This window comes from Paenibacillus sp. FSL P4-0338, assembly GCF_038002365.1.
In the GTDB taxonomy this organism is placed as follows: Bacteria; Bacillota; Bacilli; order Paenibacillales; family Paenibacillaceae; genus Paenibacillus_AQ.
The window spans coordinates 1,951,274-1,967,769 of record NZ_JBBOCG010000002.1; the positions used below are offsets into that span (position 1 = coordinate 1,951,274).

Here is a 16,496-nt window from a genome sequence, read left to right on the forward strand (position 1 = left end):
ATGTGGAGCTTTAGCTTAAATATAAGAATTTATATGTTGCACACGATAACTTATCCTTCTATTTTTCGCTAAAACGGTACCGTCCTCAAAGGACGGTACCGTTTTAGCTTGTTTGCGTTATTTCAATTGTAAATTCCGGTCAATCAAAGCGATACGCTGCTGTACGCAAGCATAGGAACGAAGCGGATCTTCAGGAGTATTCATGACATAATCGAGCAGTTGGTCTACAGTGGTGACGGCTACATGGATACGGGTATCGGAGGAAGCGTAGTAGATGAATACCTCTCCGTTGTCACGGGCGATTACACCATTGCAGAAGACAACATTGGATACATCACCGACGCGCTCTTCGCCGTCTGGCGCAATGAAATGTCCCCCTGGGGCATGAGTCACACGGTTAGGCTCTTCAAGGTCAGACAAGAAGGCATACAGCACATAGCGCAGGCCGGCAGCCGTATTGCGGACGCCATGAGCGATGTGCAGCCAGCCGAGCGGTGTTTTGATCGGGGCCGGCCCTTGACCGTTCTTCACTTCTTTGATGGTATGGTAGTAGCGCTGGTCTATAATCGTCTCACGGGTGATAACAGCGTTCTCAATCTGCTCCGATAAGCCCCAGCCGATACCGCCGCCGGAACCGGCGTCGATGAACCCGTCCTGCGGGCGTGTGTAGAAGGCATATTTGCCGTCAACGAATTCTGGATGCAGGACCACGTTGCGCTGTTGGGCGGAGCCGGTCTTAAGATCGGCGAGGCGCTCCCAGGTCTTGAGATCCTTGGTACGGGCAATGCCGCACTGCGCAACCGCGCTGGACAAATCGCCAGGGGCAGCGTCCGGGTCCTTACGTTCGGTGCAGAACAGGCCGTAGATCCAGCCATCCTCATGTTGCACCAGGCGCATATCATAGACGTTGATATCCGGGTCTGCGGTCTCAGGAAGCACTACGGGGTGATCCCAGAAGCGGAAGCCGTCCACACCGCTGCTGCTCTCGGCAACGGCGAAGAAGGATTTGCGGTCATTGCCTTCCACCCGGGCAACGATGTAGAATTTGCCGTTCAGTTCAATGGCGCCTGGATTGAATACGCCGTTAACTCCGATTCTCTCTGCGAAATACGGGTTGCTCTCCTCATTGAAGTCGTAACGCCAGATCAGGGGGGCGTGCTCCGCAGTGAGCAGGGGATACTTGTAGCGGTCATAAATACCGTTGCCGTATGGCTGCTTTTCATTGGGGCGAGTGATGAGTGCCTCATAGCGTTCCGTTAACGTCTGCTTGCGTTGTTCAAAGATTGTGCTCATTGAATAGTCTCCTCTACATGTGATGGTTCGCCAAGCCGTCTAATCAGCTCGAAGCAGGCCCGGCTGTTATGATAGGGGCATTTCCAGGCACTGACCTTCGGTGCATGGGCCAGTGGCTGGAGTGATGCATCCACACCCCAGTGCCATTCGCCCAGCTTATGGTCAATAATATATTTCTCTGTGAAGCTCCATGAGTTCTCAGCGGCTTCCAGGAACCGCAGTTCTCCGGTTAACTGATATGCATTGTAGAATCCGACCATGGCCTCAGCCTGCGGCCACCAGTCTCTGGACTCGTGGGATTTGTCAATGAAGCCTCTTAGATCTGCCTCATTCCAGATTCCGCCGTCCGGCGCTACTCCCTCAGTTAGTGCAGCTTCGGCCATCGACAGGGATACCTTGCGCACGCGTTCAAGCAGGGCTTCGTCTCCGAGTACTTCTGCAGCTTCATAGAGCAGCCAGCTCCCCTCTATGTCATGGCCGAAGGAGATATGCTCTGACTTCACCTGCCATTCTTCATCCATGAACAAATGGAAGTGCTTTCCATTCGAATCCAGGATATGCTCCAGCATGATTTCGATCAGCTCAGCGAGCTTGCTTCTGAGTGTCTCTGACTTCCATACCCGGTACAAGCCGGTGTACCCTTCCAGTACATGCAGATGTGTATTCATGGATTTTTTCTCATTCATATCCTTCGCACTCAGACTTAGGGAATCGGTCATCTCCCACTCCCGCGATAAAGCTTCAATATACCCTTTGTGAAGAGGGTCATAACCGTACTTCTCAATCAAATGGAACAATTGGGTGGCTTGGCGCAGGACGTCGTCCCGGCCGGTGGCATGATAGTACTCAGCCAAGGCGTAGATGACAAAAGCGAGTCCATAGATTTGTTTCTTGGGCTGGGAAGCAGATCCGTGTTCATCTACCAACCAGAAGAAGCCGCCGAATTCAGAATCTGTGAAATGCTGAATGAGGTAATCATAGGCACGGTCGGCCATAGCCAGATAATCTGCGGTTCTGTACACGCTGTAAGCACTTGCAAATGTCCAGAGAATCCGTGCATTCAGTACAAGGCTTTTGTCCGCACCGGGCAACACCTGCAGCTGATTGTCCATTTCACCGATAAAGCCGCCATGAGTATCATCCAGGGCATGCTTCATCCAGAAGCCCAGAATATTGTCTTTCAGCTCTGCTTCCAGCCGGGTGCGCCATACTTCGGTTGCATTGTTCATATTTGTTCTGTTCACTCCTTATTAGTGCTTGCTGGTGTTGGAGTTATTTTTTATAATTGTTATTGTTATATTAGTATATAATAATAACGATATATAACCATGTTATAACCCTTTTCGGCCGGGAATTCAAGCGGGAATTGGATCAAGTCAATTGAAGACTATAAAAGTGGATAGGGGCACATTTTCTAATGGTTATGCAGGGACTATAATTATATTGATAGCGCTATCATCAGAGATGAAACGACGGGGGCGATAGGGTGGTAATCCGGATCATGATTGCAGATGATGAGGAAGTGATCCGCCGCGGGCTGGAGAAGATCGCTTCCAGAATGGATGTGGAGGTCAGGGTAATCGGCTCGTACGGCAACGGGCTTGAGGCCTGGAACCATCTGCAGGAGCTAAGCCTGGAGGAGATTGATCTTCTTATTACAGATATCAAGATGCCGAGAATGGATGGATTCCAGCTGATTGAAGAGGCGAGAGGACATCTTAAGCAGCTGCCTATAGCAGTGCTGAGCGGCTTCAGTGAATTCGACTACGCCCGTAAGGCCATGCGCTTCGGTGTACTTGATTATCTGCTGAAGCCCATTGATAAGGCACAATTATATGATCTGCTCAAAAGTGTAGAAGCGACCCGGCAGACGCCTGCAGCTGCTCCCTCCGATGAAGTGCCGAATCAGCCTTCCGAAGGCGGGGAGCATTATGTAGTAGAGCAGATGAAGAGCATTCTTGAGCAGGATTACGGTCTTAATTTCGAGCTTGAGCGGCTGGCTGAGGCCGTGGGAATGAATGCGAGTTATATCAGCAGGCTGTTCAAGCATAAGACAGGGCAGACCATTACCGACTACTTGATCGGCATCCGCATTGCGGAGGCCAAAAAGATGCTTCTCCATCATCCGGACCTGAAGAATTATGAGATTGCTGACAAAGTCGGCTACAGCGATCCGGTGTACTTCAATAAGCTGTTCAAGAAAATGTGCGGCATGACGCCTAAGGAGTATAAAAGCCGTTACAGATCATAATCTTGCGTCGCACTTTACAGGAAAAGAGCCCGTTGGCACTACCATTTCACTTCTTCAGGAAGTGTCAGGGTAGTGTTTTTTCGCGGTTGTGCAGATGTTTTGTTTTTGCTGTCACTATATTTTAAATAACAAAAATAACAAATATAAGACCAGAAAAAGCAATTGAAACCATCGTTTAAAGGGAAAGTAAGGTCTATAATTGCAATGAAAGCGATAACAACAAAGGATTCAAGATGAATTCAGGACAATTTAGGTTCTGTTTAGTAGGGAAATCAATTTTGTTGTTATTGTTTTGTTATTTTACTTATCTGTTCTAAATGAAGAGAGGGGTCAGAAATATGATGAAAAAAACCAAAGCAGTTACCGGGTTGGCAGCGCTGACACTGATGGCCGGATTGTTCTCCGGCTGTGCATCTGACAACAATAATGCCACTAATGCGGCAGCAACCAAAGCAGGCGGGAACACAGGCACCGCAGCGGAGGCAACAGCCGCTCCAGAGGGAGATGCCGCCAAGGATATAAAGGGTGATATTACGGTTATTACACAGCGGACGGATATTGTGGATACCGTGTTCAAAGACTACGCCGCCAAGTTCAATGAGAAATATCCGGATGTCAAAGTGAATTTTGAAGCCTTGTCGAACTACGAGGATCAGATTAAAATCCGCATGAGCACCAGTGATTACGGAGATGTTCTGCTCCTGCCTACCAGCGTAGCGATCAAAGACCTGCCGGATTTCTTCGAGCCGCTGGGTAAAAAGTCTGACCTGGAGCAGCAATATACAGGCCTCGAAGAGCGGACGGTAGACGGGATTTCCTACGGCATTCCGATTACGGTTAATTTCTCCGGCGTGATCTATAACAAGCAGGTCTTCAAGGATGCCGGAGTGACCGAGGTTCCAAGAACCTTGGACCAGTTCTCCGCCGCACTGAAGAGCATTAAGGAGAAGACGGATGCCGTTCCTCTCTACACGAACTATGCTGCGGGCTGGACGCTGACCCAGTGGGAAGCGGATCTGGCAACCGTTGCCGGAGACCGGGAATATGTCAACATCGGTCAGGTGGCCTCCGACGATAACTTCGTTCCAGGCCAGCCGCACTATGAGCTCTACAAAGTGATGTACGATGCAGCCAAAGACGGTCTGATTGAAGAAGACCCGACTACAACCGACTGGGAATCCTCCAAGGCAGATCTGGCGAACGGCAAAATCGGTACGATGATGCTTGGCTCCTGGGCCATCGGTCAGATCAAAGGACTGGCAGCGAACCCGGATGATGTAGGCTTCATGCCATTCCCGACCAATGCCGGCAAGATCCTGGTTCCGCTGTCTGACGACTATAATCTGGGGGTTAGCATTCACAGCAAAAATAAAGAAGCGGCCAGAGCATGGGTGGACTGGTTCATTAATGAATCCGGTTATCCGACTACTGAAGGCGGAGGCATGAGCCCGGTAAAGGGAGCCGAGCTGCCTGAAATCCTCAAACAATTTGCAGGTACAGACATCACCTTCGACACACTTGCTCCAGCCAAAGCCGGTGAAGAGGGCTGGGTGGATGCCATTGATAAAGAGGCTGAGATCGGTCTGTGGCAGCCTGACTTCAAGAAGGTAATCATTGAAGCGGCAATTGGCAACCGGAAGCAATCCTATGATGACATTATGAAAGAACTAAATGATAAATGGAAAACAGCCAGAGCCAAAATTGTGACTGCCAAGTAGATTAAAGATCAAAAGAAAGGGGAGATGCCGGTAACGGCATAATCCCCTTCACTTTTGCAGGGATAGAAGCGGAATGAAGAGCAGTAAGTTTTCAGGAGGTGTGGAGAGTGCCCAAATTGTCTAACATGAGCTATAAAAATCAACGGATTCTAATCATCTTTTTATTTTCGCTAGTACCCGTAGTTCTGCTGTTGACGTTCTCCTATTTACCTGTCTTTAAAATGTTTCAGTACAGCTTCACCAGCTGGAACGGGCTAAGCAAAAATATGGAGTACATCGGCTTCGACAACTACAAGACGATCTTCACCAAGCCGGAGTACTTCGCCGTGTTCAAGGTCAGCTTGTACTACTTTTTTGCCACCTTTGTCCAGATGGGCCTGGCCCTTTATTTTGCCACGATTCTGAGCTTCAATGTCCGGATGAAGAACTGGTTCAAGGGGATTCTGTTCTTTCCGACCTTGCTGAACGGTGTGGCCATCGGGTTCATCTTTCTGTTCTTCTTCAAGCCGGAAGGCACCCTTAATACGATTCTTGATCTGCTCGGCCTCGGGGCGCTGCAGCAGAAATGGCTTCTGAATCCGCAGCTGATTAATATCTCGCTTGCTTTTGCCTCGGTATGGCGTTACATGGGGATGAACTTTATTATCTTCCTTGGCGCAATCTCCTCGATTGGCAGCGATATCTATGAAGCCTCTGAGATAGATGGGGCTAACCGCTGGCATCAGTTCCGGCATATTATCATTCCAAGCATCAAGCGTATCCTCCAGCTCAATCTGATCCTCGCAGTCAGCGGGGCGATCGGTGTTTTTGAGATTCCGTACGTCATGACCGGCGGCTCCAACGGCAGCGGCACTTTTGTCATCCAGACCGTCGATGTGGCCTTCAAATACAGCAAGCTGGGGCTGGCTTCGGCAATGGCTGTGATCCTGCTTGGTATTGTGGTGCTGGTCACCATCCTGCAGCGCATTCTGATCAAGGAGGAGAAATAGAGCGATGCATACCTTCAAATACAACCTGGCCGCTGTGTTGAAATATATCTCCCTGGTGCTGGGCGCGCTGATGGCATTGATACCGATTGTGGTGGTCTTCTTCGCTTCCCTGAAAACCAATGCGGAGTACGCCTCAACCGGTCCCCTAACACTGCCGGAGAACTGGCTGAATTTCGCCAACTATACTAAAGCCTTCGTAGATGGGAACATGCTGCTCGGCTTCATGAACACGCTTATTATCGTCCTTATTTCCATTGCGGGCGCTACGCTTACCGGTTCGATGATGGCTTACATTCTGGCCCGCTTTAAATTCAGAGGCAGCAAGGCGCTGATGGGGGCTTTTCTGCTGGCTACGCTGATTCCCGGAGTAACGACGCAAGTGGCAACTTTTCAGATCATCAATGCCCTGGACTTGTTCAATACCCGCTGGGCGCCGATTCTGATGTATCTGGGGACGGATATTATCGCTGTCTATATCTTCATGCAGTTCCTGGACTCGATCTCTGAATCGCTGGATGAATCGGCAATGCTGGATGGCGCCTCCTACTGGACGATCTACTGGAGAATCATTCTTCCACTTCTGAGTCCGGCCATTGTGACGGTGATCATCGTGAAGGGCGTTAATATCTACAATGATTTCTACACCCCGTTCCTGTATATGCCCAAAAGCAGCCTGCAGGTCGTGTCCACCGCACTGTTCAAATTCAAAGGGCCTTACGGCTCCCAGTGGGAAGTCATCTGCGCCGCAATTATGATCGCCATCATTCCGACGCTGATCGCGTTCGTAGCACTGCAGAAATACATCTATAACGGCTTCGCCCAAGGGTCTGTCAAATAAAGCGGCAAGCCGGGGAGCAACACACTATCGCAGCGGCTGCTGCAACTATTATTGGAGGGATTGTATTATGAGAGAAGTAAAGCTGACTGGCAGCCAGAGTCTGCCAAATATGCCTTGGCAGGACAGACCTGCCGGGAATGACAATCCGGTCTGGAGACATAGCGACAACCCGGTGATCAAGCGCAATCCGGCCAAAGGCGTCGCCCGTATCTTCAACAGCGCGGTAATCGCTTACGAGGGCAGCTTCCTTGGAGTCTTCCGCGTGGAAGATCACACAACCCGCCCCCATCTGCGGATGGGCCGCAGCACGGACGGCCTGGATTGGGTCATTGATGAGCAGCCGATCCAATTCATAGACGAAGCTGGCCAACCGTACATGCCGCGTTACGCGTATGATCCCCGTCTGGTGAAGGTGGAGGATACCTATTACATCATCTGGTGCACGGATTTCTACGGTGCGGCGATCGGCGTTGCCAAGACACACGATTTCAAGAGCTTCGTCAGTCTGGAGAATCCGTTCCTGCCGTTCAACCGCAACGGCGTGCTGTTCCCGAAGAAAATAGGCGGCAATTTCGTTATGCTCTCCCGTCCAAGCGACAGCGGACATACTCCGTTCGGTGATGTCTTCCTCAGCGAGAGCCCTGACTTCGTGTACTGGGGCAAGCACCGCCATGTCATGACCAAGGGCGGACAAGGCTGGTGGCAGAGCACCAAGATCGGCGGCGGTCCTGCGCCCATTGAGACCTCGGAAGGCTGGCTGATGTTCTACCATGGGGTTACAGGGACCTGTAACGGCCTTGTCTACAGCATGGGCGCTGTGATTCTGGATGCGGATGAGCCTTCGAGAGTGAAATACCGCTCCCGGAACTTCGTGCTGACACCGGAGGAATGGTATGAAGAAAGAGGCTTCGTCAACAATGTACTCTTCCCTTGTGCAGCGCTGAGCGATGCGGATACCGGCCGGATTGCCATCTATTACGGGGCTGCGGACACCTATGTTGGTGTTGCCTACACCACTGTCCAGGATATCGTTAACTACGTCATTGAGACTCATGAAGAGGTTGGCGATGATGCCGGTCCCGGCAGAATATAGGGTGACAACCGGAGAGGAGACGCTCAGATGAACCAAAGAGCACTACCGCAATTGCTGGATTATCAGGGCAGCAGCCCGAAGCCCGGTGACTTTGATGCTTATTGGGAGCGTGCACTTCAAGAGCTGGATGACCAGACACTGGCTTATGAACTTGTACCTGCTGAATTTACCAGTGAGCTTGCTGAGTGTTTTCATTTGCATTTTACCGGAGTGGGCGGTGCCAGAGTGCACTGTAAATATGCAAGACCGAAGAAGGCAGGAGCAGGCCAAGGTGCCGGAGTTGTAATGTTCCACGGCTATTCCTGCGACAGCGGGGACTGGATGGAGAAGGTGGCTTACGCTGCTCACGGAATCAGCGTGCTGGCCATGGATTGCCGGGGGCAGGGCGGCTTGTCCGAGGATAATCTGACCGTCCGGGGAACGACTGTCCGCGGCCATATCATTCGGGGCATCGATGATCCGGACCCCGACAAGCTGTATTACCGCAACGTGTTTCTGGATACGGTCCAGACGGCGCGGATTCTGATGACTATGCCGGAGGTGGACCCCGAGCGGGTGGGTGCGTTCGGCTGTTCCCAAGGCGGTGCACTCACGGTTGCCTGCGCTGCCCTGGAGCCAAGGATCAGGCTGGCCATTCCGGTCTATCCGTTCCTCTCTGATTACAAAGGAGCCTGGGCGCTGGATATTACAACCTCTGCTTATGAGGAGATTAACTATTACTTCCGCTTCTTTGATCCGCATCATCTGCGGGAGGAAGAGATTTTTAACCGGCTCGGTTATATTGACATCCAGAATTTAGCCGGACGTATACAGGGCAGGGTATTATGGGTAACCGGTCTTATCGATACGGTCTGTCCGCCATCTACACAATTCGCCGCATACAACAAAATCACAGCCGTAAAAGATCTGTTAGTATATCATGAGTATGGTCATGAATATCTTCCCTATCTTTCTGATCGGACGCTTCAGATGTTCATGACCTTGTAACGGGTTCCTTCCGTTCAAGAATACATAGAATCTGGCGGTGATTTTTTGAGCAAGTCAACAGTTCGCAGTACATCTATTCTTACTCGGCTGCATCCCTCCAAGTCGCTGGGGATGCGGCTCTTTCTGGTGTTTTTCATCGCGACGATGGGAATTGTGCTGTCTCTGGGGTATATTTCTTACTCTGTGGCCAGACATACGATTGAGAACAATGCATTGTCCGCTAATCAGCAGACCGTGGAGCAGGCGGCAGAGAAGCTGGATGTGATCCTGCTGCGCTATGAAGATAATCTGGGTCAGCTGTTCTACAATGATGATATTCAACAGGCAATTGCCTTGGAAGGTCTTGCTGCCTCAGATTCAGCGAAGCGCACAGAGCTGTCCAAGACGATTAACGGGGAGCTCAATCAATGGCTCACGGCTGTACCCGGGGTGCAGGCAGTGTATCTGGTTCCGCTGAATGAAGTCTTGCCCGCGGCCGGAGCTGGTGAAGTGGATAATGATTTCCTGGCGGCGATCCGTGATGCAGCATGGTACAAGCAGTTGCAGGAGAAGCCGCAGAGCCAGTGGATTACCGAAGCGTTGAAGCAGGGAGAGGCCGCAGGAGTGGTGCGTTTCGCTAAGTCTGTAGCGGCGGAAGCGGGTCACTCCGGTTATCTGGCAGTCTGCGATATTAAGACTACAGAGCTTGACAGCCAGCTGAAAATGGTTGATCTGGGTCCGGGTTCCTATATCCAGCTGCTGACGGCCACAGATGAGCTGATCGCCTCTTCCCAGCAAGAGGAGACGGACACCTATCTGCGCCTGGGCGGCACTCTGTTCAAGGGCTTAAGTGATACCTCCGGCTCTCTGCCGACCAAGGATGAGAAGGGCAAATCCATACTTGCCGTCTACGGCACGCTGCATACCTCCGGCTGGAGACTGCTTGGTGTGGTGCCTTCCGGCAATCTGACCAAGGATGCGGAACGTATTCTTAACACGACCTACATAGCAGTGGCAGCCGCTGCCGCTGTTGCCGTGCTGATTGGACTCTGGATGGTACGGATGGTCTCGCGTCCGCTGTCACGGCTGCGGGATCTGATGGTCAAGGGGGCAGACGGGGATCTGCGCGTACGCACTGATGTCGTCACCCGTGATGAGATAGGCCAGCTGTCCGGCTCCTTCAACCTGATGATGGAGCAGATTACAGAGCTGGTCGTCCACACCAATGAGACCGCGCGTGAAGTTACGGAAGCAGCGGAAGCCCTTGGCAACGCCTCCCGGGACACAGCGGTGGCAGCGAAGGATATTGCCGCAGCCACGGAAGAGATTGCCGGAGGTGCAGGCAGTCTCTCGCTGGAAGCGGACCGGGGGAATGAGATGACTGCTCAGATCTCGGAGCAGATGGAAGCCGTCATTGCAGTGGCACATGAGATTGGCGGAACCGCGCACAGCGTGGAGCAAGCCAGTGCAGAAGGGGTAATCAAGCTGCAGGAGCTGCTGGGCAGAACACAAGAGACTGGCGACAGGACAGGCAAGCTGGTTCTTAAGGTGAATGAACTTAAGGATACCGCCTCATCGGTCATTCAGGTGCTGGAGGTCATGCAGAGCATCACCCAGCAGACCAATATTCTGTCGCTGAACGCTACTATTGAAGCGGCGCGGGCAGGCGAAGCGGGCAAGGGCTTCACGGTGGTCGCCGATGAAATCCGCCAGCTGGCGGAGCAGTCCAAGCGTTCCATTGCCGTTGTGGGCGAGATTACGGACCGGATCATGCGGGATATGCATGAGACGGTAGACGCCTTATCCGGGGTTGCGCCGCTGTTCGGGGAGCAGATGGACTATGTTCAGAACACCAGTGAGATCTTCATTAGTGTACAGGGGCAGATGCATCAGCTGATCACCAGGCTGGATTCGGTAACTTCTTCGATTGATGGCCTGAACCACTCGCAGCAAGTCTTGTCAGAGACTATAGGCAATGTCAGCTCCTTCGCCGAAGAATCCTCGGCCGCCTCTGAAGAGGTAGCCTCCCTGACCGGTGAACAGGAGAATGTAAGCGAGTATCTGGTTACCCTCTCCAGTAAGCTGGAGAATGCTTCCTCCAGACTGCGGGAGCGATTATCCAAGTTCAACGTGTGAGCCTAACTTATTTAAACCGCCTTTCTACATGGAGGGCGGTTTTTTTGTATGCGAAAAAACGAACATATTGGGCGGGTCGGGAGTGCGCGGACCCAATGTAATCGAAAAATCGATCACATTGGACAGGTGCGGGGCGTGTGATATCCACGCTCCCTCTGGTTAACGCTGACGCCCGCCAGGATGAAAGCAGACGGAGAAACGTGAAGCGCTGCCAGTACGTGGTATGAGGCATCAGCATCGTTCACCCGTTAGGGTTATTTTGCTTCATTAGGTGGGTATAATATTAGCCATGGTTCTGCAGCCCACTTGATGGAGGAATAGCAATTGCACAAGCTAATTCATAAACGTATATTTTGGGGTTGCCTGATCCTGTGCATGCTGCTGGCGGGCCTGATGATCAGGCTGGCCTGGGTACAGCTGCTGTTGAAGGACAGCGTAGTAAGCGGCACCCGCTACACAGTAGCTCAGATGGCAGAGCTGCAAAGTGAGCGGGAAACCGTGCTGGATAGCGGAAGAGGGCGGCTGTATGCGAAGAACGGGGAAGCGCTGGCCGGAGAGACGGTCTGGACGGCTGCGCTGTTCCCGCCGGAGGAGGAGCTTCACCGGCATCATGGTGCCGGTGAATATAACGATGACCAGCAGCTTCACCGGCTGGCGGAGATTCTCGGCGTCAGCTACAGTCAGCTGCAAGCAAGACGGCTAGGGCTGAAGGAGCCGCTGCTCTGGCCTTCCGGCCAAGGCACCGGTCCGTTGGCCCTGACTCTGCCGCAGGCTAGAGAAGTAGAGGCGCTTGCGATCGAAGGCGTCAAGGCGCTGCCTTTTGCCCGCAGATATAACGGGGCTGCCTCCGGCCGCCAGTGGCTCGGTTATCTGTCTGAAGCTTCGGGGGAAGCTATCACCCAATCCCCCACAGGACTGAGAATTCCAAGAACCGGCACAGACGGGCTGGAGAAGACGCTGGAGCCGCTGCTTCAGGGGGTGGGGCACACGGAGGCCGTTGCCCAGGTTGATGCACGCGGCAAACGGGTTCCGGGCAGCCCGATCACAGTCAAAGCGCCGGGCAACCCCTATTATCCGCTGTCTTTATATACCACAATTGATCTGAAGCTTCAGGAGAGTATTGAGAAGCTGGCGGCGGAAGCAGGGGTGAAGGAAGGGGCGATTGTGGTCATGGACAGCCGGAGCGGTGATATCGCAGCGATGGTCTCCTTACCGTTCTACAATCCGCAGCAGGTCTCACCGCACGGCGGAGAATGGAACAACCGTGCTCTTCAAGCGGCAGCCCCAGGCTCCATCTTCAAAATAGTTACGGCCGCTGCGGCGCTTGAAGCCGGGCTGACCACACCGGAGGAGCCCTTCTTCTGTGCAGGAGCGTATGCGAAATACGGATTGTCCTGTCCGCACGGCAAAGGACACGGCGCCCTCTCGCTTAAGCAAGGGTTCGCCGTGTCCTGTAATACTGTATTTGCTACGCTGGCCGAGCGCTTGAGCGGTGTGAAGCTCCAAGCTACTGCGCTTGCCCTGGGACTGGGCCGGAGCATCGGGTGGCAGTCGGAGAATACGCTCGGTCTGCCATTGCTCCGGCCGCTGGCCGGGGAGCAGCCTGGAACCATCTTCACCACGCTCCTGCCGGATGACGGCGGGGCGAGAGTCCAGACGGCGATCGGCCAGCGCGATGTACGGATCACTCCGCTGCAGGCGGCGAATCTGGTCGTCACACTGCTGCATGGCGGCGAGGTGAGAGCGCCGCGAATTCTGGAGCGGGTTGCATTTGCTAATGGACAGACGCTTAAGGAGCTTCCGGGACATCTGGCGCCTGCGCCGGAGGGCCGGATCTCTCCGGCCACTGCCCGAGTGCTGCTGGGCATGATGCGCAGCGTAGTCACAGAGGGCACAGGCCGCATGCTGAAGCCTTCCGCTTGGCCGCTCGCCGGCAAATCAGGCACGGCTCAGACGCTGGTACATGGCACACCGCGCAATAACCAATGGTTCATCGGCTATGGTCCGGTGGACCAGCCGAAATATGCGGTGTCTGTGGCGATAGAGAATGTGGCTCCAGACAGTCCGCAGGCTGCCACCCGCCTATTCGGTCAGGTGTTCGACCTGTTGTCGGGTCTGGAAGGCAGATCAACCGGCGCCTGAGGGCCTGGACCGGCAGGCTCTGCATTAGACCCGGCATTCCCGGCCGGACCGTCTCCGCTGCTTACGGGAGCGCCTGCCGTAGGTGTCCCCGAGGCCGCGAAGGGCGAGACGACGAACTCCTCCTGCGGCAGATAGATCCACTGCTGGAGATATCCCTGCTGGAGCAGCTCCTTGAGCAGAATCAGCAGAATCGGCGACAGAATGAGTCCTGCTATGCCGAACAGGGAGGAGGACAGAATCACGAAGGAGAGCATCAGGAAGGCCGAGGAGACACCGATCGAATTCCCTGTGATTTTGGGCTCCAGCAGCTGTCTTACTACCATTACCACCGCGAGCAGAACGATGAGCCCGATGGCCAGTGACGTATTGCCGACAATGAACAGGTAGATGATCCAAGGGATCAGCACCGCAGGTACCCCGAGCAGCGGCAGCAGATCGACCACGGCGCAGACCAGCGCTATGGTGAGCACATTGCCCGTCTGGAGAATCAGCAGACCAGCCAGAATGATGACGAAGGTGATGCTGATCAGGATCATCTGTGCTTTGATATAAGAACCGATCGCCTTGAACACATTCCCTTGCAGGAAGGCGTAGGCTGTCTTGAACGTCTTCGGCAGCTTCTCGTGAGCAATTCTGCGCCAGTCCTTGATCTCCATACTGAGGAAAAAGGCGAGAATAATCGCAATCCCGAAATTAGCCATAAAGGAAGAGAAAGAGCCAAGCACTCCGACCATATATTTGAAGAAGGCGACCATCCACTTCGAGAGAATATTAGTGGCATCTGTGAAATAACCGTTCAGCTTATCCGTCACATCTGATGGAAGCGAATCGATTTTGTGCTGAAGATAGGTCGTAGTCTCTGTGAAATGCTGCTGGACCACGTATGTATATTTGGGCAGATTATTCTGGAGGTGAATCGCCTGGGTCGTAATCAGCAGTCCGGCACCGAATAGTACGCCTAGCAGGATGACCAGGAAGAGGACTACAGAGATCGCGGAGGCGAAGGGCTTAGCCATACCCTTGCGGTTCAGGAAGCGGGCCAGCGGCTCAATCAGCAGAAACACAAAAAACGACAGGAACACCGGCGCAGCCAGCTGGTACAATTTGCTGAAGCCGAGCATCACTAAATATACAGTTAGAACAAGCAGTCCAATGTCGAAAAAGGTGCGCCAATATTTTTTGTACAGCGGCAGCATAGATTTAAACGACCCCTTTGTGAAGAAAAATTTGTAACCGACACTTCAACTCATTGTACACGATTTTAATAAAAAACGTCTATTTCTTTGACAGCTGTGTTAAACTAGGAGGTGATGTTTTTTAAAGCTGTCGCTTCTACTTACTCTACTTGGCCGTATCACATCTATCTCCTATCAGACGTAGGGCGAGCCAAAGTCAACTCTGGAAAAGCGGTGATTGTACATGCAGACTTTGCTGCTCTGGCTATTTTATATCTCTACTTTTTATGCTTTTATTCCCGGAATGATCAGCCGTTTATTTGGATATCGTGTCTTCCGCAAAGGGATTGGGCGTACGGATTATGGTCTAACCTTTGATGACGGGCCTGACCCGCATTACACACCTCTGCTGCTCGATCTGCTTAAACGCTACGATGCGAAGGCGACATTCTTTGTCGTTGGCTCCCACGCGGAGCAGCATCCCGAGATCATCAAGCGAATGCATGACGAAGGGCATTTGATCGGAATTCATAATTATGTGCACAAGACGAACTGGCTCATGCGTCCCGCCACGGTGAGGAAGCAGATTGACCAGACAGACGAGATCATCTTCTCCATTACCGGCGAGCGCAGCACCTATTACCGTCCTCCTTGGGGGATCGTGAACCTGTTCGACTTCTCCAAGCGCCGTCAGGTGCAGATTGTATTGTGGTCGGCGATGTTCGGCGACTGGAAGGAGAAGCTTGGAGCGGAAAAGCTGACCGAGAAGCTCATTGCGAAGCTCGGTCCGGGTGAGGTGCTGCTGCTGCATGACTGCGGGACGACGATGGGCGCCGATCCGAATGCACCGGAGCATATGCTGATTGCGCTGGAGCGGATGCTCGCCGAAGCCGAGCGTCGCGGACTGAGCAGCGTCCGGATTGACGAGATGATCAAGGCGGTGCAGCGCTCTCCGATCACGCATTTGTCCTTCGGCAAGCGGCTGCTTGTCGGATTGTGGCTGGCGTGGGAGAAGTTGTTCCAGCTAATGTTCCAGCTCAAGACGATCACGCCGGCAGATCCGTTCCTGCATTACCGTCTGCGCAAGTATCAGGGCAATACGGTGCTGATGGACAACGGCGAGACCTTGAGCAAAGGCGACAAGGTCATTGAGCTGCATATCGACAACAGGCAGCTATTCGAGCTGGGGGTTCATTCCCGTTCTCCGGCACAGCTGGCGATCCGCATGATCCGCCGGATGGAGAAGGATCTGCCGCTGCTTGCAGTGCATATTGCCGGTGAACTCGAGCTGGCCGAGGCCAAGGCGCTCTACGGCGTGAGCATGATCAACCGCGGGCCGGAGAAATTCGGCTTCATGGTGGTAGACCTGCCCAGCGGCCTGTTCGCCCGCTCAACCAAATTCTATCTCAGTGTTCTGCTGAGCGTCATCCACCCCTCAGGCGGGGCAAGGCTCAAGGTGCGCAGTGAGGTGCTGGTGCCCAAGATGATGCTGATGCCGGTGTCGCAGCTGCTGAACCAGATGAACCAGCGGCGGCCGCAGAAGCCGGTGGAGCGGGTACACGAAGAGGAGCTGACGCTTGAAGCTGAGCTGCCTGGAGCAACGGCAGTTCATTGAAGACGAGCATAAGCAGTATACAGCACTTATATTGATTACAGATCTCCGCTGGCCTATCTGGGCTGGCGGTTTTTTAGTTCCTGCACATTATGCAACATTTTACTCCTCAAAGGGGCAACAACGCGCAATTGTTGCACAAAAGACAGTATTCCTCTACCAATTCACTTCTTAGCGTGATCATTGATGTAGTTCATACAACAATTCCTCCAGATACCTGGTCCACTTGCGCCCAAGGTTGTAATTCCTGCAACAAAAAACAGCAGCCCCGGCCGCATTCGCG

At 53.1% G+C, this 16,496-nt stretch carries 12 protein-coding genes; 9 read left to right on the forward strand and 3 right to left on the reverse strand.

Going from position 1 to position 16,496, the window contains the following annotated elements; translation table 11 throughout:
* Positions 1-117 precede the first annotated feature (117 nt).
* Both MKZ07_RS32485 and MKZ07_RS32490 read right to left on the reverse strand, forming a co-directional pair.
* A complete protein-coding gene (locus MKZ07_RS32485) occupies positions 118-1,293 on the reverse strand; it encodes a glycoside hydrolase family 130 protein (protein ID WP_341029605.1) in 1,176 nt (391 codons plus the stop codon).
* Positions 1,290-2,522, reverse strand: a complete 1,233-nt coding sequence (locus MKZ07_RS32490) for an AGE family epimerase/isomerase (RefSeq protein WP_341029607.1) — start codon at positions 2,520-2,522, stop codon at positions 1,290-1,292. The genes MKZ07_RS32485 and MKZ07_RS32490 overlap by 4 nt, the downstream gene beginning before the upstream one ends.
* Positions 2,523-2,779: 257 nt before the next feature.
* Between MKZ07_RS32490 and MKZ07_RS32495 the strand changes: the two genes are divergently transcribed.
* The 8 genes from MKZ07_RS32495 to MKZ07_RS32530 all read left to right on the forward strand — a co-directional run bounded on the left by MKZ07_RS32495 (position 2,780) and on the right by MKZ07_RS32530 (position 13,426).
* Positions 2,780-3,544 (forward strand): response regulator, encoded by a 765-nt coding sequence (locus tag MKZ07_RS32495; protein ID WP_341029609.1) that lies wholly within the window; start codon positions 2,780-2,782, stop codon positions 3,542-3,544.
* Between the two features lie 341 nt (positions 3,545-3,885).
* Entirely contained in the window at positions 3,886-5,262 is a 1,377-nt protein-coding gene (locus MKZ07_RS32500) for an ABC transporter substrate-binding protein (protein ID WP_341029840.1), read from the forward strand.
* Positions 5,263-5,369: 107 nt separating this feature from the next.
* Complete coding sequence (locus MKZ07_RS32505; RefSeq protein WP_036696627.1) at positions 5,370-6,251, forward strand: carbohydrate ABC transporter permease; 882 nt, start codon at positions 5,370-5,372, stop codon at positions 6,249-6,251.
* Positions 6,252-6,255: 4 nt separating this feature from the next.
* Positions 6,256-7,089, forward strand: a complete 834-nt coding sequence (locus MKZ07_RS32510; RefSeq protein WP_036696629.1) for a carbohydrate ABC transporter permease — start codon at positions 6,256-6,258, stop codon at positions 7,087-7,089.
* Between the two features lie 67 nt (positions 7,090-7,156).
* Complete coding sequence (locus MKZ07_RS32515; RefSeq protein ID WP_036696632.1) at positions 7,157-8,182, forward strand: glycoside hydrolase family 130 protein; 1,026 nt, start codon at positions 7,157-7,159, stop codon at positions 8,180-8,182.
* Between the two features lie 27 nt (positions 8,183-8,209).
* Complete coding sequence (locus tag MKZ07_RS32520) at positions 8,210-9,169, forward strand: acetylxylan esterase (RefSeq protein ID WP_036696635.1); 960 nt, start codon at positions 8,210-8,212, stop codon at positions 9,167-9,169.
* Between the two features lie 45 nt (positions 9,170-9,214).
* Positions 9,215-11,284 carry a methyl-accepting chemotaxis protein gene (locus tag MKZ07_RS32525; protein WP_084648975.1) on the forward strand — a complete coding sequence of 690 codons (2,070 nt, stop codon included), beginning with the start codon at positions 9,215-9,217 and terminating at the stop codon, positions 11,282-11,284.
* A 324-nt stretch (positions 11,285-11,608) separates the two neighbouring features.
* Positions 11,609-13,426 carry a peptidoglycan D,D-transpeptidase FtsI family protein gene (locus MKZ07_RS32530; RefSeq protein WP_341029614.1) on the forward strand — a complete coding sequence of 606 codons (1,818 nt, stop codon included), beginning with the start codon at positions 11,609-11,611 and terminating at the stop codon, positions 13,424-13,426.
* Here the strand turns inward: MKZ07_RS32530 and MKZ07_RS32535 are convergent.
* On the reverse strand, positions 13,375-14,622 hold the full coding sequence (locus MKZ07_RS32535; RefSeq protein ID WP_076158738.1) for an AI-2E family transporter: 1,248 nt from the start codon (positions 14,620-14,622) through the stop codon (positions 13,375-13,377). The two genes, MKZ07_RS32530 and MKZ07_RS32535, sit on opposite strands and share 52 nt — an antisense overlap.
* Positions 14,623-14,845: 223 nt before the next feature.
* Between MKZ07_RS32535 and MKZ07_RS32540 the strand changes: the two genes are divergently transcribed.
* Positions 14,846-16,216 (forward strand): polysaccharide deacetylase family protein, encoded by a 1,371-nt coding sequence (locus tag MKZ07_RS32540; RefSeq protein ID WP_341029616.1) that lies wholly within the window; start codon positions 14,846-14,848, stop codon positions 16,214-16,216.
* The last annotated feature ends 280 nt before the right edge of the window (positions 16,217-16,496 follow it).